Annotated in this window: 12 protein-coding genes and 1 riboswitch; of the genes, 3 read left to right on the top strand and 9 right to left on the bottom strand. The window is 72.2% G+C overall.

The genetic code is table 11. The features are described from left to right. Window positions 1-20: 20 nt before the first annotated feature. Window positions 21-857 (bottom strand): sulfurtransferase, encoded by an 837-nt coding sequence (locus ACFUN8_RS32725; RefSeq protein ID WP_383645715.1) that lies wholly within the window; start codon window positions 855-857, stop codon window positions 21-23. 258 nt (window positions 858-1,115) lie between these two features. Between ACFUN8_RS32725 and ACFUN8_RS32720 the strand changes: the two genes are divergently transcribed. After that, entirely contained in the window at window positions 1,116-1,904 is a 789-nt protein-coding gene (locus tag ACFUN8_RS32720; protein WP_383645712.1) for a VOC family protein, read from the top strand. A 1-nt stretch (window position 1,905) separates the two neighbouring features. Here ACFUN8_RS32720 and ACFUN8_RS32715 read toward each other — a convergent pair whose 3' ends face one another. From ACFUN8_RS32715 to ACFUN8_RS32700, 4 genes are all read right to left on the bottom strand, one after another. After that, on the bottom strand, window positions 1,906-2,634 hold the full coding sequence (locus tag ACFUN8_RS32715; RefSeq protein WP_383645710.1) for a thymidine kinase: 729 nt from the start codon (window positions 2,632-2,634) through the stop codon (window positions 1,906-1,908). A gap of 67 nt (window positions 2,635-2,701) precedes the next feature. After that, entirely contained in the window at window positions 2,702-3,922 is a 1,221-nt protein-coding gene (locus ACFUN8_RS32710; protein ID WP_383645707.1) for an alkaline phosphatase family protein, read from the bottom strand. Continuing rightward, complete coding sequence (locus ACFUN8_RS32705) at window positions 3,922-4,521, bottom strand: DUF5998 family protein (protein WP_355180670.1); 600 nt, start codon at window positions 4,519-4,521, stop codon at window positions 3,922-3,924. Before ACFUN8_RS32705 ends, ACFUN8_RS32710 begins: the two co-directional genes overlap by 1 nt. 76 nt (window positions 4,522-4,597) lie before the next feature. After that, window positions 4,598-7,594 (bottom strand): GNAT family N-acetyltransferase, encoded by a 2,997-nt coding sequence (locus ACFUN8_RS32700; RefSeq protein ID WP_383645705.1) that lies wholly within the window; start codon window positions 7,592-7,594, stop codon window positions 4,598-4,600. A gap of 134 nt (window positions 7,595-7,728) precedes the next feature. Between ACFUN8_RS32700 and ACFUN8_RS32695 the strand changes: the two genes are divergently transcribed. After that, the gene (locus tag ACFUN8_RS32695; protein ID WP_383645702.1) at window positions 7,729-8,010 is read left to right on the top strand and encodes an HPr family phosphocarrier protein; all 282 of its coding nucleotides are present in this window, start codon (window positions 7,729-7,731) and stop codon (window positions 8,008-8,010) included. Between the two features lie 153 nt (window positions 8,011-8,163). On the opposite strand, the gene ACFUN8_RS32690 is transcribed toward ACFUN8_RS32695, so the two are convergent. The 3 genes from ACFUN8_RS32690 to ACFUN8_RS32680 all read right to left on the bottom strand — a co-directional run bounded on the left by ACFUN8_RS32690 (window position 8,164) and on the right by ACFUN8_RS32680 (window position 12,134). Next, window positions 8,164-8,967, bottom strand: a complete 804-nt coding sequence (locus ACFUN8_RS32690) for a M23 family metallopeptidase (RefSeq protein WP_383645700.1) — start codon at window positions 8,965-8,967, stop codon at window positions 8,164-8,166. A 12-nt stretch (window positions 8,968-8,979) separates the two neighbouring features. Further along, a riboswitch (cyclic di-AMP (ydaO/yuaA leader) is annotated at window positions 8,980-9,146 on the bottom strand. A gap of 238 nt (window positions 9,147-9,384) precedes the next feature. Next, window positions 9,385-10,752, bottom strand: a complete 1,368-nt coding sequence (locus tag ACFUN8_RS32685; protein ID WP_383645717.1) for a M16 family metallopeptidase — start codon at window positions 10,750-10,752, stop codon at window positions 9,385-9,387. 17 nt (window positions 10,753-10,769) lie between these two features. Continuing rightward, window positions 10,770-12,134, bottom strand: a complete 1,365-nt coding sequence (locus ACFUN8_RS32680; protein WP_382572351.1) for a M16 family metallopeptidase — start codon at window positions 12,132-12,134, stop codon at window positions 10,770-10,772. 335 nt (window positions 12,135-12,469) lie between these two features. Here ACFUN8_RS32680 and ACFUN8_RS32675 point away from each other — a divergent pair, with 335 nt between their 5' ends. Then, on the top strand, window positions 12,470-14,920 hold the full coding sequence (locus tag ACFUN8_RS32675) for a DNA topoisomerase (ATP-hydrolyzing) subunit A (RefSeq protein WP_383645697.1): 2,451 nt from the start codon (window positions 12,470-12,472) through the stop codon (window positions 14,918-14,920). A 16-nt stretch (window positions 14,921-14,936) separates the two neighbouring features. Here the strand turns inward: ACFUN8_RS32675 and ACFUN8_RS32670 are convergent, their stop codons facing one another. Further along, window positions 14,937-16,019 carry a CobW family GTP-binding protein gene (locus ACFUN8_RS32670; protein WP_383645694.1) on the bottom strand — a complete coding sequence of 361 codons (1,083 nt, stop codon included), beginning with the start codon at window positions 16,017-16,019 and terminating at the stop codon, window positions 14,937-14,939. Between the last annotated feature and the right edge of the window lie 72 nt (window positions 16,020-16,091).

The raw sequence follows: 16,091 nt of genomic DNA, 5'->3' as shown, positions 1-16,091 counted from the left end.
ACGTCTCACTCCCCGGGGCTCTATTGGGGGTCGGGGCCCGTCGCCACCGGGCGCGCGGGGTCCGCCGTCCACTCCGACCACGAACCGGCGTACAGCGCCGCCGGAATGCCCGCGATCTCCAGCGCCACCAACTGGTGCGCCGCCGACACCCCGGAGCCGCAGTAGACGCCGACCGCCGGGCCCGTGCCGTCGGCCGTCGCGCCCAGGGCCTTGAACCGGGCGGCGAGCGTCTCGGCCGGGAGGAAGCGGCCGTCGGCGCCGACGTTCTCGGAGGTGGGCGCCGAGACCGCGCCCGGAATGTGCCCGCCGACCCGGTCCAGCGGTTCGACGTCGCCCCGGTAACGCTCGGCCGCCCGCGCGTCGAACAGCAGCCCGTCGCGGGCCAGCGCGGCCGCGCCGTCCGCGTCGAGCAGGGGAAGCGAATTCGGTACGGGGGTGAAGTCGCCCTCCCGCGGTGTCGGGATCTCGGTGGTCAACGGGCCGTCCCAGCCCGCGAGTCCGCCGTCCAGCACCCGTACGTCCCGATGGCCTGTCCAGCGCAGCATCCACCAGGCGCGGGCCGCGGCCCAGCCCAGACCGGCGTCGTAGACGACGACCGGTGTGCCGGTCGAGACACCCGCGCGGCGCATCACCGCGCCGAACGCCGCGACGTCGGGCAGCGGATGACGGCCACCGGCGCCGGGCGGGTCGGACAGTTCCGCTTCGAGGTCGACGAAAACGGCGCCCGGCAGATGGCCGGCCTCGTACTCCGGGCGGCCGGGCGGGGCGCCGGGCACGTAGCGGACGTCGAGCAGAACGGGCGGCCGGGGTCCGGCCGTCGCGTCGGCGAGTTCGGACGCGGAGATGATGGCTGTCATACGTGCCATCCTCGCCTACCGGCAAGGGCGTTCGGCTTCGACCCGGCGCGCCATAACACGGCAACGTTACGTCCTTGTCAAAACAGTCATCCTCTTGCTAGATCACGCCAAAAGCGGCGCGGCCGGGGCGCGGTGCGCGGCGGGGAGTGGAACCATCTGCTCGGGCACCGGGCCGCGCCGTTTCGAGGCGTGCGGCCTGTCTTCAGCATGTCCGTCCCGATCACGACCGTCCGCGAACGGTTCGAGAGGAGAGCGACAATGACCGAGGCACCGATCCGGCGCAGACCCGGCACACCGTGCTGGGTGAGTCTGATGGTGCACAGCCTCGGCACGACGCGGGACTTCTACGGGGCGCTGTTCGGCTGGGAGTTCGTCCAGGTGCCGGGGGCCCAGCAGTTCGGCCCGTACGTGCGTGCTGTCCTCGACGGCAAGGAGGTCGCCGGAATCGGCGAACTGGCGCCGGGCAGACGGCTGCCGCTCGCGTGGACGACGTATCTCGCCACGGACGACGCCGACAAGACGGCCGAGGCGATCAGGGGCTGCGGCGGCACCGTCGGAGTGGGGCCGCTGGACGCGGGCGAGGAGGGGCGCCTGGCCATGGCGTCGGATCCGGCCGGCGCGGTCTTCGGGATCTGGCAGGCGCAGGCGCACACCGGCACCGCGGTGGCCGGGCCGCACGGGACGCCGGTCTGGAACGAGTTGGTGACCCGCGAGGCCGCGTGGGTGAGCACGTTCTACCGGTCGGTCTTCGGCTACGAGCTGGAGACGTCCGGCCCGGACGGGAGCCGGGACGACGTGGTGACACTGCGCCTCGACGGGCACGCGGTGGCGACGCTGCACGGCGTGGGCGAGGGCCTGGGCCCGATCCGGGGGTCGCACTGGATGACGTACTTCGAGGTGGACGACACGGACGCCGCGGCGCGGCTCATCACCGAGTTGGGCGGCCACGTCATCGAGCCGCCGTGGGAGACGGCGGCGGGGCGGGTGGCGACCGTGGCGGACCCGGAGGGCGCGGTCTTCAGCGTGGTGCGCTCGGCGGATCGCTGAGTCAGCGGCCGGAGGCGTGGGCGTCGTCGCGGTGTACGGCCTCCCGGCGGGCCGCTCCGGTCCGTACCGCGTCCGCCTGGGCGCCGATCTCGACGGGCAGCACGTCCGGCGAGAGCGCGGCGGCCCGTGCCGTGGCCGCGGTCATACGGCGCCGGTGGTGGCGCCGGCACAGCACCTCGTAGCCGACCTCGTCCTGCGACTGGTGGACGTCGCCGACGACGACCTGGGCGCCTTCGACCACCATCACACCGCCGACCGAACGGGCGTTGTGCGTGGCCCGTGCGCCGCACCAGCACAACGCCTCGACCTGCAGGACCTCGACACGGTCGGCGAGTTCCACCAGCCGCTGCGAGCCGGGGAAGAGCTTGGTGCGGAAGTCCGTGGTGATGCCGAAGGCGAAGACGTCCAGGTCGAGGTCGTCCACGATCCGGGCGAGCTGGTCGACCTGCTCGGGCGCGAGGAACTGCGCCTCGTCGGCGATGACGTAGTCGCAACGGCCGCCCTGGGAGAGGCGGTCGACGATGTACGCGTAGAAGTCGAAGCCCTCGGCCGCCTCGACGGCGTCGGTCACCAGGCCGAGCCGGGAGGAGAGCTTGCCCTCGCCCGCGCGGTCGTCGCGCGTGAAGATCATGCCGAGGAGGCCGCGGGCCGAGCGGTTGTGCTCGATCTGCAGAGCCAGGGTGCTCTTTCCGCAGTCCATCGTTCCGGAGAAGAACACCAGCTCGGGCATGAGGAAGTGACGGCCTTTCAGATACGGACGGGGTCGGCGAGGCGCCGGGACACGGTGGTCGGGGCGGCTACGAGCGTACTTCGAGGAGGGGGACCAACTGCTCGACGGGGGTCATCGAGCCGTGCATCCCGACCATCTCGGACTCGCGCGGCTCATGGACGGAGGCGGTGATGACCACGTCGTCGTGGGCGGCGGCCACGACGTCGCCGATCCGGCCGTAAACCCGCTCCTCGACCGCGTCCGGTGGGCCGAACCAGCCCGCGGCGATGGCCTCGTCGCGGCTCGCGACCCAGAAGCGCTCGCCCAGCACCTCGCGCCAGACGGTGTGGACGTCGGCCTCGGCGCCCGGTACCGCGTAGACGTGGCGGGCGCGGCCCTCGCCGCCGAGGAGGGCCACACCGGCGCGCAGCTCCCAGTCCTCGTCGAAGTCGATGCGCGACTCCTCGTCGAAGGGGATGTCGATCATGCCGTGGTCGGCGGTGATGTACAGGGCGGAGCGCGGCGGCAGTTGCTCGGCGAGGCGCTGGGCGAGCCGGTCCACGTACATCAACTGGCCGCGCCAGGCGTCGGAGTCCATGCCGAACTTGTGGCCCTTGCCGTCGACCTCGCTGTAGTACGTGTAGACCAGCGACCGGTCCCCCGCGCCCAGTTGGGCGGCGGCGAGGTCCATCCGCTCCTCGCCGGAGAGGCGGCCGTGGAAGGTGCCGCCGCTCAGGGCGACGTCGGTGAGCGGGGTGCGTTCGAAGATCGGGGACGACACCTGGGCGGTGTGGATCCCGGCGGCGTCGGCGAGCTGGAAGAGCGTGGGATACGGCTGCCACACGTGCGGGTCGGTCCAGGGGCGCCAGCGGAGCTGGTTCATCAGGGCGCCGGTCGCGGGGTCGCGCACGGTGTAGCCGGGCATGCCGTGGACGCCCGGCGGCAGGCCCGTACCGATGGAGGCGAGGGACGTCGCGGTGGTGGCGGGGAATCCGACGGTGATCGGCCGGCCGGTGCCGCCGCGGGAGGTGCCCAGCAGCGACGTCAGATACGGCGCCTCGTCGGGGTGGTCCTTGATCTGCTGCCAGCCGAGGCCGTCGATCAGGAAGACGCAGTTGCGGTCGGCCGGGGTGAGTTCGGGGATGACGGCGGCCGGGGTGCCGGGGACGGGGCCCGGGACGCTGACGCCCTGACCGGCGACGAGGGTCGGCAGCAGGTCGGCGAGCGAGCCGCCCCCGTACTCGGGGACGGGCGCGGTGTCCAGGGCGAGCGGGACCGGGTCCTGCCAGGCGGCGGGCGGGGCGGCCATCAACGGCCGGTCGACGACGGGGCGGCCGCGGTGGCTTCGGAGAGCGACTGGGCGAAGACGAGTGTCTGCCGTACGGTGTCGGGTCCGTCACCGGCCTCGCTGACGCGCAGGCTCAGGTCGTCGGCGGTGGAATTGCCCGTGTAGCCGTGGTCCGCCTCGCAGTTGGGGTCGCCGCAGGCGGCCGGCTCCAGATCGATCCGGGCGACGGCGCCCCAGCCGATGGTGAGGACGACCTCGCGGGGCAGGGTGCCGGGGGTGTACGACTCGGGGTTCGCCACGACGCGGCTGACGACGACGGACGAGATCCGGTCCAGCTTGACGGACTCGGTCGAGGTCGTGGCGTACGGCGTCGGCGAACTGGTGTCGGCGGCCTGCTCGTCGGTGTGGCTGACGATGAAGCGGTGGGCGGTCAGGACGAGGACGGTGACATGCCGGCGGACCTCGTTGGAGTCGAACGTCGTCTCCTGGTGCACCAGATACGAAGCGATCTGCTCGCCTCCGACAGCGGCTTCCACCGCTTCGGCCACGAGAGCCGGGTAGTAGCCACTGCGCTCGATCGCCGTGCGCAGCCCCTGGGTCGTCGTACCGGTCTTCGCCATGGCCCCATCCTACGGTGGCGGGGTGGATGGCCAGGACCGTGCGGGATCGGGCCTGGTGGGACTTTGAAGACAGGGCCTAGTAGCTGGGGAGACGGCGGGGGCCGAGGTCGTCGCGGGACGGTGGTGGGGCGAGGCGGACGCTCGCGCCGAGCACGGAGAGGCCGTGCGCGGCGACCACCACCGGTTCGAGCGCGACGGAGACGATCTCCGGGTGGTCGTCGACGAGGCGGGACACCCGGAGCAGGAGCTCTTCGAGGGCGGCGGTGTCGACGGGCGCGGAGCCGCGCCAGCCGAAGAGGAGCGGTGCCGTGCGGATGGAGCGGAGCAGTTCGGCGGCGTCGCGGTCGGTGACGGGGACCAGCCGGTGCGCCACATCGCCCAGCAGCTCGGAGGCCACCCCCGCCAGCCCGAACGAGAGCACGGCGCCGGCCGCCGGGTCGATGACCGCGCGCACGACGGTGTCCACGCCGCGCGGTGCCATGGCCTGGACGACGGGGCGCAGTTCGGCGGGTTCGCCGAGCAGTTCGGTGAGTTCGCGGTACGCCGTCCGCAGCTGCGCCTCGTCGGTGAGATCGAGCCGTACGCCGCCGAGGTCGGCCCGGTGGCGCAGCTGCGGCGCGGTGGTCTTGAGCGCGACGGGGTAGCCGAGCCGCGCGGCGGCCTCGACGGCGTCGTCGGGTCCGGGCGCGGGGAGGGTGGGCCGTACGGCGATCCCGTACCGGCCGAGCAGTTCGCGGGTGTCGTCGTCCCCGAGGGTCGTCCCCCGCGGGTCGGGGGCCGCGGCGCCGAGCATCCGCTCGATGAGTCCGGCGGCCCCGTTCTCGTCGATGTCGTCGTACTCGGGCACCTTGCCGGGCTCGGCGGCCTGCCGCCGCCACTGCGCGTACGTGACGGCCTGGCTGAGCGCCCGCACGGCCCGCTCGGCGGCGGGGTAGGCGGGGATCCGGCCGGGGGTGGGGGTGGGGGTGGGGTCGGGAGCGGTGTCGGCTGCCGGGTCGGTGCCGTCCGCCGACCGGCGGGGCGGCGCGGCGACGGTGCCGGGCACCGACACGGGCCGGGCGACCAGGTCCTCGGGGGCGGGGGTGGTGGCGGGGTTCGGGCCCTCGGGGGCCCGGCCGTGACCGGGCGCGCCGTCCCCCGCCACGGGCGTGGTCGCGTCGGCGGCCGTCGTACCGTCCGACGCGGCGCCCGGCATCGGCCCCGGCCGGGGCGCCGTCGTCGTGGCCGCCGAGAGTGCCTTCGCCAGGCCGCCGATCTCGACGTGGACCACCGCCACCGGCTTCGCCGGGGACATCGCGGCCGCCTCGCGCAGCGCCGTCGCCAAGACCTCGCCGTCGCCCGATTCCCTCGTGCCGTTCTCGCCGACCCAGGGGATCGCCGTGACGACGACCGCGTCGCAGCCCGGGTCCGCGAGTGCCGTGGCCAGTGCCGTACGGAAGTCCTCCGGGCGGGCCGATGTCGTGAGGTCGAGTGGGGGCAGCGGGCGCAGGCCCTCCGTCAGGCAGGCGTCGTACGTGAGCAGCCCGAGCGACTCCGAGTTGCCGAGGATCGCCACGTGCGGCCCCGCCGGCAGGGGCTGGGTCGCGAGCAGGAGGCCCGCGTCCACCAGTTCCGTGACGGTGTCCACGCGGATCACGCCCGCCTGGCTGAGCAGCGCCGAGACCGTCGCTTCGGGAATGCGGGTGACGGGCACCGAGTGCCCCGGCGGCGCGCTGCCGCTGTGCCGCGCGCCCTTCGCGACGACGACCGGCTTCACCGCCCCCGTACGCCTCGCCAGACGCGTGAACTTCCGTGGGTTGCCGATCGATTCGAGGTACAGCAGCACGACGTCGGTGTCCGGGTCGTCGTGCCAGTACTGGAGGAAGTCGTTGCCCGAGACGTCCGCGCGGTTGCCCGCCGAGATGAAGGTGGACAGGCCGGCGCCGCGCCGTACCAGCCCGGCGAGCAGCGCGATGCCGATCGCGCCCGACTGGGTGAAGAGGCCGATCCGCCCCCGGTCGGGCGGCTCGGGCGCGAGCGAGGCGTTCAGCCGGACGGACGGCGAGGTGTTGATGACGCCGAACGCGTTGGGCCCGATGACCCGCATCCCGTACGAGCGCGCCTGCCGCACCAGCGCGCGCTGCCGCTCCCGGCCGACGGGCCCGCTCTCCGCGTATCCGGCGGACAGGACGACCAGGCCCTGGACGCCGTGTTCGCCGCAGTCGGCGACGACTTCGGGCACCCGCTCGGCGGGCACGGCGACGATCGCGAGATCGACGGGTTCCCGGATCTCCGCGAGGGAGCGTACGGCGGGGACGCCGTCGATCTCGGCCAGTTCCGGGGGCAGGGCCAGATTCACCGCGTACGTACGCCCCGTGAAACCCCCGTCGAGCAGATTGCGCAGCACCGCCCGTCCCACGCCGCCCGCCGTGCGTCCGGCGCCGACGACGGCCACGGACGACGGGCCGAGGAGCCGCTGCACCGAGCGCGCCTCGGCGCGCTGCTCGCGGCCCCGCTGGACGGCGAGGGACTCCGCGGTCGGTTCGAGGTCGAGGACGAGGCGGACCGAGCCGTCCTCGAAGTTGCGTTTCTGGGTGAACCCGGCGTCCCGGAACACCTTGATCATCTTGTTGTTGGCGGGCAGCACCTCCGCCGCGAAGCGCCGGATCCCGCGCTCGCGCGCCACCGCGGCGATGTGTTCGAGGAGCGCGGAGGCGATCCCGCGCCCCTGGTGCGCGTCCTGGACGAGGAAGGCGACCTCGGCCTCGTCGGCCGGGGCGGAGGCGGGCATGCCCCGGCCGTCGATGCGGTCGTAGCGGACGGTGGCGACGAACTCGCCGCCGACGGTGACGGCGAGGCCCACCCGGTCCACGTAGTCGTGGTGGGTGAACCGGTAGACGTCCTTGTCGGAGAGCCGGGGGTAGGGCGCGAAGAAGCGGTAGTACTTCGACTCGTCGGAGACCTGTTCGTAGAAGCTGACCAGCCGCTCGGCGTCGTCGGTGGTGATGGGCCGGACGCGGGCGGTGCCCCCGTCGCGCAGGACCACGTCTGCTTCCCAGTGAGCGGGGTACGCGTGCTGTGACGGCGGCGTCATGGGGAGAGCCTACGGCGCGCGCACCGGTAGCGGCGGCTGCGCGGCCGGGGCAGGCTGGGGGTGCCTCATCGGTCCGTTACGGGGCACATGAGACACTGGTCTAGACAACAACTGTGACTTTGAAGGGCAACACCATGGCTGAGCGCCGCGTCAACGTCGGCTGGGCCGAGGGCCTGCACGCCCGTCCCGCCTCCATCTTCGTCCGTGCCGCCACGGCCTCCGGCGTTCCCGTGACGATCGCCAAGGCCGACGGCAGCCCGGTCAACGCGGCGTCGATGCTCGCCGTGCTGGGACTGGGCGCGCAGGGCGGCGAGGAGATCGTCCTGTTCTCCGACGCGGACGGCGCGGACGCCGCGCTGGACCGGCTGGCGAAGCTGGTCGCCGAGGGTCTGGACGAGCTGCCCGAGACCGTCTGAACCGCACACGCACCGAATCGCACACGCGCCGAGCCGCACACGCGCTGAATCGCACACGCACGACGAAGGCCCCGGCAGGACGCCGGGGCCTTCGTCATGTCTCCGCGCGCAGTCGTGTCTCCGCGCATGGTCGCGTTCTCCGCGCGTAGAGAGTCAGACGCTGACGCCGTGCGCGCGCAGGTACGCGACGGGGTCGATGTCGGAGCCGTACTCCGCGCTCGTCCGCGCCTCGAAGTGCAGGTGCGGGCCGGTCGAGTTGCCGGTCGAGCCCGAGAGCGCGATCGGCGCGCCCGGCGTGACGCTCTGGCCGACGGTGACGCCGATCGAGGAGAGGTGTCCGTACTGGGTGTACGTGCCGTCGTTCATGCGGATGACGACGTTGTTGCCGTACGCGCCGCCCCAGCCGGCCTCCACGACGGTGCCCGCGCCGACGGCCACGACCGAAGTGCCGGACGCCGCGCGGAAGTCGACGCCGGAGTGGCTGCCGGAGGACCAGAGCGCGCCGCCGGTCTGGTAGCCGGTGGTGACCGGGGAGCCGGCGACGGGGAGTTGGTAGGAGTTGAGGCGCTCGCGCTCCGCGGCCCGTGCCGCGCGCTCCTTGGCCTCGCGCAGTTCCTTCGCGCGGGCCTCCGCCTTGCGCTTCGCCTCGGCCTTGGCGCGGGCAGCGGCCTCCGCCCGCGCCTTCGCCGCCGCGGCCTTCTGGGCGGCCAGATGCTGGGCGTCGGCCTGGGCGTCGATCGTCGCGGCGAGGGAGTCGTCGATGACGATGGCGCGGGCCGGGGTGACCGGAGCGGTGTCCTGGGCGACGGCCGCCTCCATGTCGGCGGCGAGCGCCGGGGATCCGAGGGTGCCGATGACACCGGCGGCGGTGAGAGTCGCGACTCCGGCGAAGTTCGCGCCTCGGCGCGTCATTCGGCTCGGGGCACGGTGCTTCCCGGTGGCACGGGTGAACGCCATGAAGTGGCTGGTCCTTTCCTTCCTTCTCGCCTACCGGGTTAGCTGACGGGTTCGGAGCAGGAAGGTCTCCTACGGGCTCCTCCGCGGATCACGCGAAGGCCCCCGATTCACCCCAGGGACATGATTGGGTCCCCGGCTCCCCAGGCTCGCGCCTGACGGGGACTCGGCGATGGCTGTCCGGTGCCGCGGATGCGGCGGGCTCTGGCGAACAGCCGGACCGACGCTAAAGGGGTCATCTTTCAATCACCAAACAGACAGGCCCTTTTGTAGCGCACGCCACAGGGCATTCAGGCAACCTCCTCATGAATGCGGACATAGCGGGGAACCCCGGCGACTGGTTCGTCACCGGGGTTCCCTTTGTCCGTGCTGATCGGACGTCCGCACCGAGCCGACGGGCGGTCGTCGTCGTCATCGGCCTCAGCCGGTGACGACCTTCACCTCGCCGATCCCCAGGGCCTCGATCGGCTCCCGGATCACCGAGGCGTCCCCGACGAGCACCGTGACCAGCCGGTCGCCCGGGAAGGCGCTGACGACGGCGGCCGTCGCCTCGACCGTGCCGGTCTCGGCCAGGCGCGCGTACAGCTGCGCCTGGAAGTCGTCCGGGAGGTGCTGCTCGACCTGGTCGGCGAGCGTGTCCGCGACGGACGCGGCCGTCTCGTACTTCAGCGGCGCGACGCCGACCAGATTCTGCACGGCCGTCTCGCGCTCGGCGTCCGTCAGCCCTTCGGCCGCGAGCGTGCGCAGGACCTTCCACAGGTCGTCCAGCGCGGGCCCGGTCGACTCGGTGTCCACGGAGCCGCTGATGGCGAGCATGGAGGCGCCCGTGCCGTGCGGGTCGGAGCGCAGCACCTGCGCGAAGGACCGCACGCCGTACGTGTAGCCCTTCTCCTCGCGCAGCACCCGGTCGAGCCGGGAGGTGAGCGTGCCGCCCAGGCAGTACGTGCCGAGCACCTGGGCCGGCCAGACGCGGTCGTGCCGGTCGGGACCGACCCGGCCGATCAGGAGCTGGGTCTGTACGGCTCCGGGCCGGTCCACGATGACCACACGGCCGGTGTCGTCGGCCGTCACCGGCGGCACGGGGCGCGGCTCCGAGGTGTCGCCCGTCCAGTCACCGAGGGTCTCGGCGAGCAGCGCGTCGACGTCCACGCCGGTGAGGTCGCCGACGATCACCGCAGTGGCGGTGGCCGGGCGGACATGCGCGTCGTAGAAGGCGCGGACGCCCTTCGCGTCGATGCGTCCGACGGTCTCCTCGGTGCCCTGGCGCGGACGCGACATGCGCGAGGTGACCGGGAACAGCTCCTTGGAGAGCTGCTTGGCCGCGCGGCGGGCCGGGTTGGCCTGCTCGTGCGGGATCTCGTCCAGCCGGTTCGTGACGAGCCGGCCGACCTCGCTCTCCGAGAACAGCGGCGCGCGCAGGGCGTCGGCGAGCAGTCCGAGCGCCTTGGGCAGCCGGGAGACCGGGACCTCCAGGGAGACCCGGACGCCGGGGTGGTCGGCGTGCGCGTCGAGGGTGGCGCCGCAGCGCTCCAGCTCGGCGGCGAACTCCTCGGCGGTGTGCTTGTCGGTGCCCTCGGACAGCGCGCGGGCCATGATCGTGGCGACGCCGTCCAGTCCCTCGGGCTCCGCCTCCAGCGGAGCGGCCAGGGAGATCTCGACGGCCACCACCTGCTGGCCGGGGCGGTGGCAGCGCAGCACCGTCAGTCCGTTGGGCAGCGCGCCGCGCTCGGGCGCGGGAAACGCCCAGGGCCTGGCCTCTCCGGCCGTCGGCTGCGGGTGGAACTCCATGGTCACGGCAGCGTCGGTCACTGGTCCGCCCCCTCGTGCTCGTCGGTGATCTCGTCGGAGGCGGCGTCCTCGTCGTCGGCGGTCGTCGGCTCGTAGACCAGCACCGCCCTGTTGTCCGGGCGCAGCCGGGCCTCGGCCACCGCGCGCACCTCGTCGGCCGTGACGTCCAGCACCCGCTGGACGGCGGTGAGCGCCAGCTGCGGGTCGCCGAACAGCACCGCGAACCGGCACAGTTCGTCCGCGCGGCCCGCGACCGTACCGAGCCGGTCGAGCCATTCGCGCTCCAACTGGGCCTGGGCGCGCTCCATTTCCTCGGCCGTGGGGCCCTCGGCCGCGAACCGGGCCAGCTCCTCGTCGACCGCGGCCTCGATCTGCGGGACCTCGACGCCGCCGGACGTCTTCACGTCCAGCCAGCCGAGCGAGGGCGCGCCGGCGAGGCGCAGCAGCCCGAATCCGGCGGCGACGGCCGTACGGTCGCGGCGCACCAGGCGGTTGTGGAGGCGGGAGGACTCGCCGCCGCCGAGGACGGTGAGCGCCAGGTCGGCGGCGTCGGCCTCGCGGGTGCCGTCCTGCGGCAGCCGGTAGGCGGCCATCAGCGCGCGCGCCGGGACGTCCTCGTGGATCTCCTCGCGAAGCTGCTCGCCGATGGTGTCGGGCAGCGAGCCGTCGCGCGGCGGCTGCTTGCCGTCGTGGCCGGGGATCGAGCCGAAGTACTTCTCGACCCAGGCGAGCGTCTGCTCGGGGTCGATGTCGCCGACGACCGACAGCACCGCGTTGTTCGGCGCGTAGTACGTACGGAAGAACTGCCGCGCGTCGTCGAGGGTCGCCGCGTCCAGGTCGGCCATCGAGCCGATCGGGGTGTGGTGGTACGGGTGGCCCTCGGGGTAGGAGAGCGCGGTCAGGCGCTCGAACGCGGTGCCGTAGGGCACGTTGTCGTAACGCTGGCGGCGTTCGTTCTTCACGACGTCGCGCTGGTTCTCCATCCCCTCGTCGTCCAGGGAGGAGAGCAGCGAGCCCATGCGGTCGGCCTCCAGCCAGAGGGCGAGCTCCAGCTGGTGGGTGGGCATGGTCTCGAAGTAGTTGGTGCGCTCGAAACTGGTGGTGCCGTTGAGCGAGCCGCCGGCGCCCTGCACCAGCTCGAAGTGACCGTTGCCCTTGACCTGCTTCGAGCCCTGGAACATCAGGTGCTCGAAGAGGTGGGCGAGGCCCGTACGGCCCTTGACCTCGTGGCGTGAGCCGACGTCGTACCAGAGGCAGACCGCGGCGACCGGGGTCAGGTGGTCCTCGGAGAGCACCACGCGCAGTCCGTTGGCGAGCCGGTGCTCGGTCGCTGTCAGGCCGCCGGAGCCGGCCTGCGCTGTGGCCGTGTGACCCATGGGCATGTACGTCCCTTCGATCGCGATATGGAGAAGTCCTGCCACTGTATGCAAGCGTGGAGACGCGTGGCGAAGTTCCCGGGTCGCACGAAGCGGCGAGGACTCGCCATCGGGCCGTGCTCGCCGCCCCGTCGGCCCCCCGGCGAGTCTCGGTAAGCCCTTCGGCGCGTCTCCGTGGGCTCTCCGCCGGGGTCGCTCCGGGCCGCCGGAAACGATGCCTCGGACCCCTCAACGACGGGTCGAGGTCCGCGTTGTCGGTGCGGCGGGCCACAATGGTCGGCGTCAGTTCCTCAAGTTGTCCGCCCAGAACCGCACAGACCTGTGAAGGAGCCGCAGCAGCGATGGCCCGCCGCAGCACGAAGACCCCGCCGCCGGAGGACTTCGAGGAGAAGATCCTCGACATCGACGTGGTCGATGAAATGCAGGGCTCCTTCCTTGAGTACGCGTACTCGGTGATCTACTCCCGCGCCCTGCCGGACGCCCGGGACGGTATGAAGCCGGTGCACCGCCGCATCGTGTACCAGATGAACGAGATGGGCCTGCGCCCCGACCGCGGCTATGTGAAGTGCGCCCGCGTCGTCGGCGAGGTGATGGGTAAATTGCACCCGCACGGGGACGCGTCGATCTACGACGCCCTCGTCCGGATGGCGCAGCCGTTCTCGATGCGGCTGCCGCTGGTCGACGGGCACGGGAACTTCGGCTCGCTCGGCAACGACGACCCGCCGGCCGCCATGCGGTACACGGAGTGCCGGATGGCTGACGCCACGTCACTCATGACGGAGTCGATCGACGAGGACACCGTCGATTTCCAGTCGAATTACGACGGCCAGGAGCAAGAACCGGTCACGCTGCCCGCCGCGTATCCGAATCTGCTGGTCAACGGCGCCTCCGGGATCGCCGTCGGTATGGCGACGAACATGGCGCCGCACAATCTGGGCGAGGTCATCGCCGCCGCCCGGCATCTGATCAAGCACCCGGGCGCCGACCTGGAAACGCTGATGCGGTACGTGCCGGGGCCCGACCTGCCCACCGGTGGCCGGATCGTGGGCCTCCAGGGCATCAAGGACGCGTACGAGAACGGGCGCGGGACGTTCAAGATCCGCGCCACGGTCACCGTGGAGGACGTCACCGCGCGCCGTAAGGGCCTCGTCGTCACCGAACTGCCCTTCACCGTCGGCCCGGAGAAGGTGATCGCCAAGATCAAGGACCTCGTCTCGGCGAAGAAGCTGATGGGCATCGCCGACGTCAAGGACCTCACGGACCGGATGCACGGGCTGCGCCTGGTCATCGAGATCAAGAACGGTTTCATCCCCGAGGCCGTGCTGGAGCAGCTCTACAAGCTGACGCCGATGGAGGAGACCTTCGGCATCAACAACGTGGCGCTGGTGGACGGCCAGCCGCTGACGCTGGGGCTCAAGGAGCTGCTGGAGGTCTATCTCGACCACCGGTTCACCGTCGTGCGCAGGCGCAGCGAGTTCCGCCGGACCAAGCGGCGCGACCGGCTGCATCTGGTCGAGGGGCTGCTCGTCGCGCTCATCGACATCGACGAGGTCATCCGCCTCATCCGGTCGAGCGACAACTCGGCGCAGGCCAAGGAGCGGCTGATCGAGCGCTTCTCGCTGAGCGACATCCAGACGCAGTACATCCTGGACACGCCGCTGCGCCGGCTCACCCGGTTCGACCGGATCGAGCTGGAGAGCGAGCGCGACCGGCTCAACGGCGAGATCGACGAGCTGACCGGGATCCTGGAGTCCGACAGCGAGCTGCGCAAGCTCGTCTCCGCCGAACTGGCCACGGTGGCGAAGAAGTTCGGCACCGACCGGCGCACGGTGCTGCTGGAGTCGGGCAGTTCGCCGGTCGCCGCGGTGCCGCTGGAGGTGGCCGACGACCCGTGCCGGGTGCTGATGTCCTCCACGGGGTTGCTGGCGCGTACGGCCAACGGCGGGCCGCTGGGCAGCGGCGACGGCAAGCGGGTCAAGCACGATGTGATCGTCTCGGCCGTGCCCGCGACCGCGCGTGGCGAGGTCGGCGCGGTCACCTCGACCGGACGGCTGCTGCGGATCTCGGTGATCGACCTGCCCCAGCTGCCCGACACCGCTTCCGCGCCGAATCTCTCGGGCGGGGCGCCGCTCGCGGAGTTCCTGACGCTGGAGCCCGACGAGGAGCTGGTCTGTCTGACGACGCTGGACGAGTCGTCGCCCGGTCTGGCGCTGGGCACGCTGCAGGGCGTCGTCAAGCGGGTCGTCCCCGACTACCCGTCCAACAAGGACGAGTTGGAGGTCATCAGCCTCAGGGAGGGCGACCGGGTGGTGGGCGCGGCCGAGCTGCGTACGGGCGAGGAGGATCTGGTCTTCATCACCTCCGACGCCCAACTGCTGCGCTACCAGGCTTCGCAGGTCAGGCCGCAGGGCAGGCCGGCCGGAGGCATGGCCGGCATCAAGCTGACCGACGGCGCCTCGGTGATCTCCTTCACGGCGGTCGACCCGGCGGGCGACGGGGTGGTCTACACGGTCGCGGGCTCGCACGGCACGCTGGACGACTCGGAGACGACGGCGAAGCTCACGCCGTTCGACCAGTATCCGCGCAAGGGGCGGGCCACCGGCGGGGTGCGCTGCCAGCGCTTCCTCAAGGGCGAGGATCTGTTGATCTTCGCCTGGGCGGGCGCGGCCCCGGTGCGGGCCGCTCTGAAGAACGGGTCACCGGCCCAGCTGCCGGAGCCGGATCCGCGCAGGGACGGTTCGGGTACGCCGCCGCCGTCGGTCGTCGCCGTACTGGCCGGTCCGGCGAGCTGACGTACACGTTCGGTGCTCAGACCGGGTCGGCGGCCTCTTCGGCCGCCGGCTCGGACCGTACGTAGCGCAGGACGCCCCACATGGCGGACTCGTCGGTGCTGTCGGCGTCGGCCGCAGTGACGGCGCAGACCGTCAGCTCCTTCTCCAGGGCGTCGCGGTCGATGCCGGAGCCGATGAGGACGAGCTGCGTACGGCGCTCGGCGCCCCGTGGCCAGGGCTCCGGACAGAAGCGCAGGAAGCGGCCGACGGCGTGTACGGCGTACCGGTTGTCCGGGTCCGCCGCGCCGAAGTCCACGAAGCCCTTGACGCGGTAGAGCCCTGCCGGCCGCGAGTCGAGGAAAGCCATGAGGCGGCGCGGGTCCATGGCGGCCGGTTCGTCGTAGGACACGCTCTCGTACGCGGTGTGCGGGTGGTGCGCGTGTTCCTGGTCCTCGTCTGCCGTCAGGTCCTCGAAGGAGAGCTGACGGATCTTCTCGTCCTCGGCGGAGCGCGTGGCCGGGTCGAAGAGCAGGCCCGGGTCGATCCTCCCGTACGACGCGGAGACCACCGCCGCTCCGGGGCCGAGCGTCCCGATCACGCCGAGGACGCGCTCGTGTTCGGCGGGTGTCACGCGGTCGGTCTTGTTCAGGACGACCAGGTCGGCGATGGCGAGGTGCCGGTCGGTCTCGGGGTGCCGCTCACGGGTGGCGTCGAACTCGGCCGCGTCCACGACCTCGACAAGCCCTCCGTACACGGTGCGCGGATTGTCGCCGACAAGGATCATCCGGACGAGTTCCTGCGGCTCGGCGAGGCCGCTCGCCTCGATGACGATGAGGTCGATCCGCGCGGCGGGGCGGCTCAGCCGCTCCAGATAGCCGTCCAGTTCGCTCGCGTCCACGGCGCAGCAAAGACACCCGTTGCCGAGTGAGACCGTGGAGCCGACCTGGCCCGCGACGGTCATGGCGTCGATCTCGACGGCCCCGAAGTCGTTGACGACGACGGCGATACGGTTACCGGCCCGGCGCCGCAGGAGGTGGTTGAGCAGGGTCGTCTTGCCCGAGCCGAGGAAGCCGGCGAGGACGACCACGGGGATTTGTCTGTCGGCCGTGCTCGGATTCAAGACCGCGCTCCGTCTTCCGTAGGAGGTCGGGGCAGAACGGTGCGCCTGCCCGCTCCAGGATAGGAGCGGGCT

The organism is Streptomyces sp. NPDC057307, from assembly GCF_042667665.1.
GTDB lineage: Bacteria > Actinomycetota > Actinomycetes > Streptomycetales > Streptomycetaceae > Streptomyces.
The sequence above is the reverse complement of the archived record's forward strand: the minus strand, read 5'-3'. Positions and strand labels throughout refer to the sequence as shown.

Bases quoted from the DNA above. Each gene is read 5' to 3' on its own strand.
- ACFUN8_RS32685 (WP_383645717.1), bottom strand. From the start codon at position 10,752: ATGGAGTTCCACCCGCAGCCGACGGCCGGAGAGGCCAGGCCCTGGGCG.
- ACFUN8_RS32705 (WP_355180670.1), bottom strand. From the start codon at position 4,521: ATGGCGAAGACCGGTACGACGACCCAGGGGCTGCGCACGGCGATCGAG.
- ACFUN8_RS32715 (WP_383645710.1), bottom strand. From the start codon at position 2,634: ATGCCCGAGCTGGTGTTCTTCTCCGGAACGATGGACTGCGGAAAGAGC.
- ACFUN8_RS32675 (WP_383645697.1), top strand. From the start codon at position 12,470: ATGGCCCGCCGCAGCACGAAGACCCCGCCGCCGGAGGACTTCGAGGAG.
- ACFUN8_RS32700 (WP_383645705.1), bottom strand. From the start codon at position 7,594: ATGACGCCGCCGTCACAGCACGCGTACCCCGCTCACTGGGAAGCAGAC.
- ACFUN8_RS32680 (WP_382572351.1), bottom strand. From the start codon at position 12,134: ATGCCCATGGGTCACACGGCCACAGCGCAGGCCGGCTCCGGCGGCCTG.
- ACFUN8_RS32710 (WP_383645707.1), bottom strand. From the start codon at position 3,922: ATGGCCGCCCCGCCCGCCGCCTGGCAGGACCCGGTCCCGCTCGCCCTG.
- ACFUN8_RS32725 (WP_383645715.1), bottom strand. From the start codon at position 857: ATGACAGCCATCATCTCCGCGTCCGAACTCGCCGACGCGACGGCCGGA.
- ACFUN8_RS32690 (WP_383645700.1), bottom strand. From the start codon at position 8,967: ATGGCGTTCACCCGTGCCACCGGGAAGCACCGTGCCCCGAGCCGAATG.
- ACFUN8_RS32695 (WP_383645702.1), top strand. From the start codon at position 7,729: ATGGCTGAGCGCCGCGTCAACGTCGGCTGGGCCGAGGGCCTGCACGCC.
- ACFUN8_RS32720 (WP_383645712.1), top strand. From the start codon at position 1,116: ATGACCGAGGCACCGATCCGGCGCAGACCCGGCACACCGTGCTGGGTG.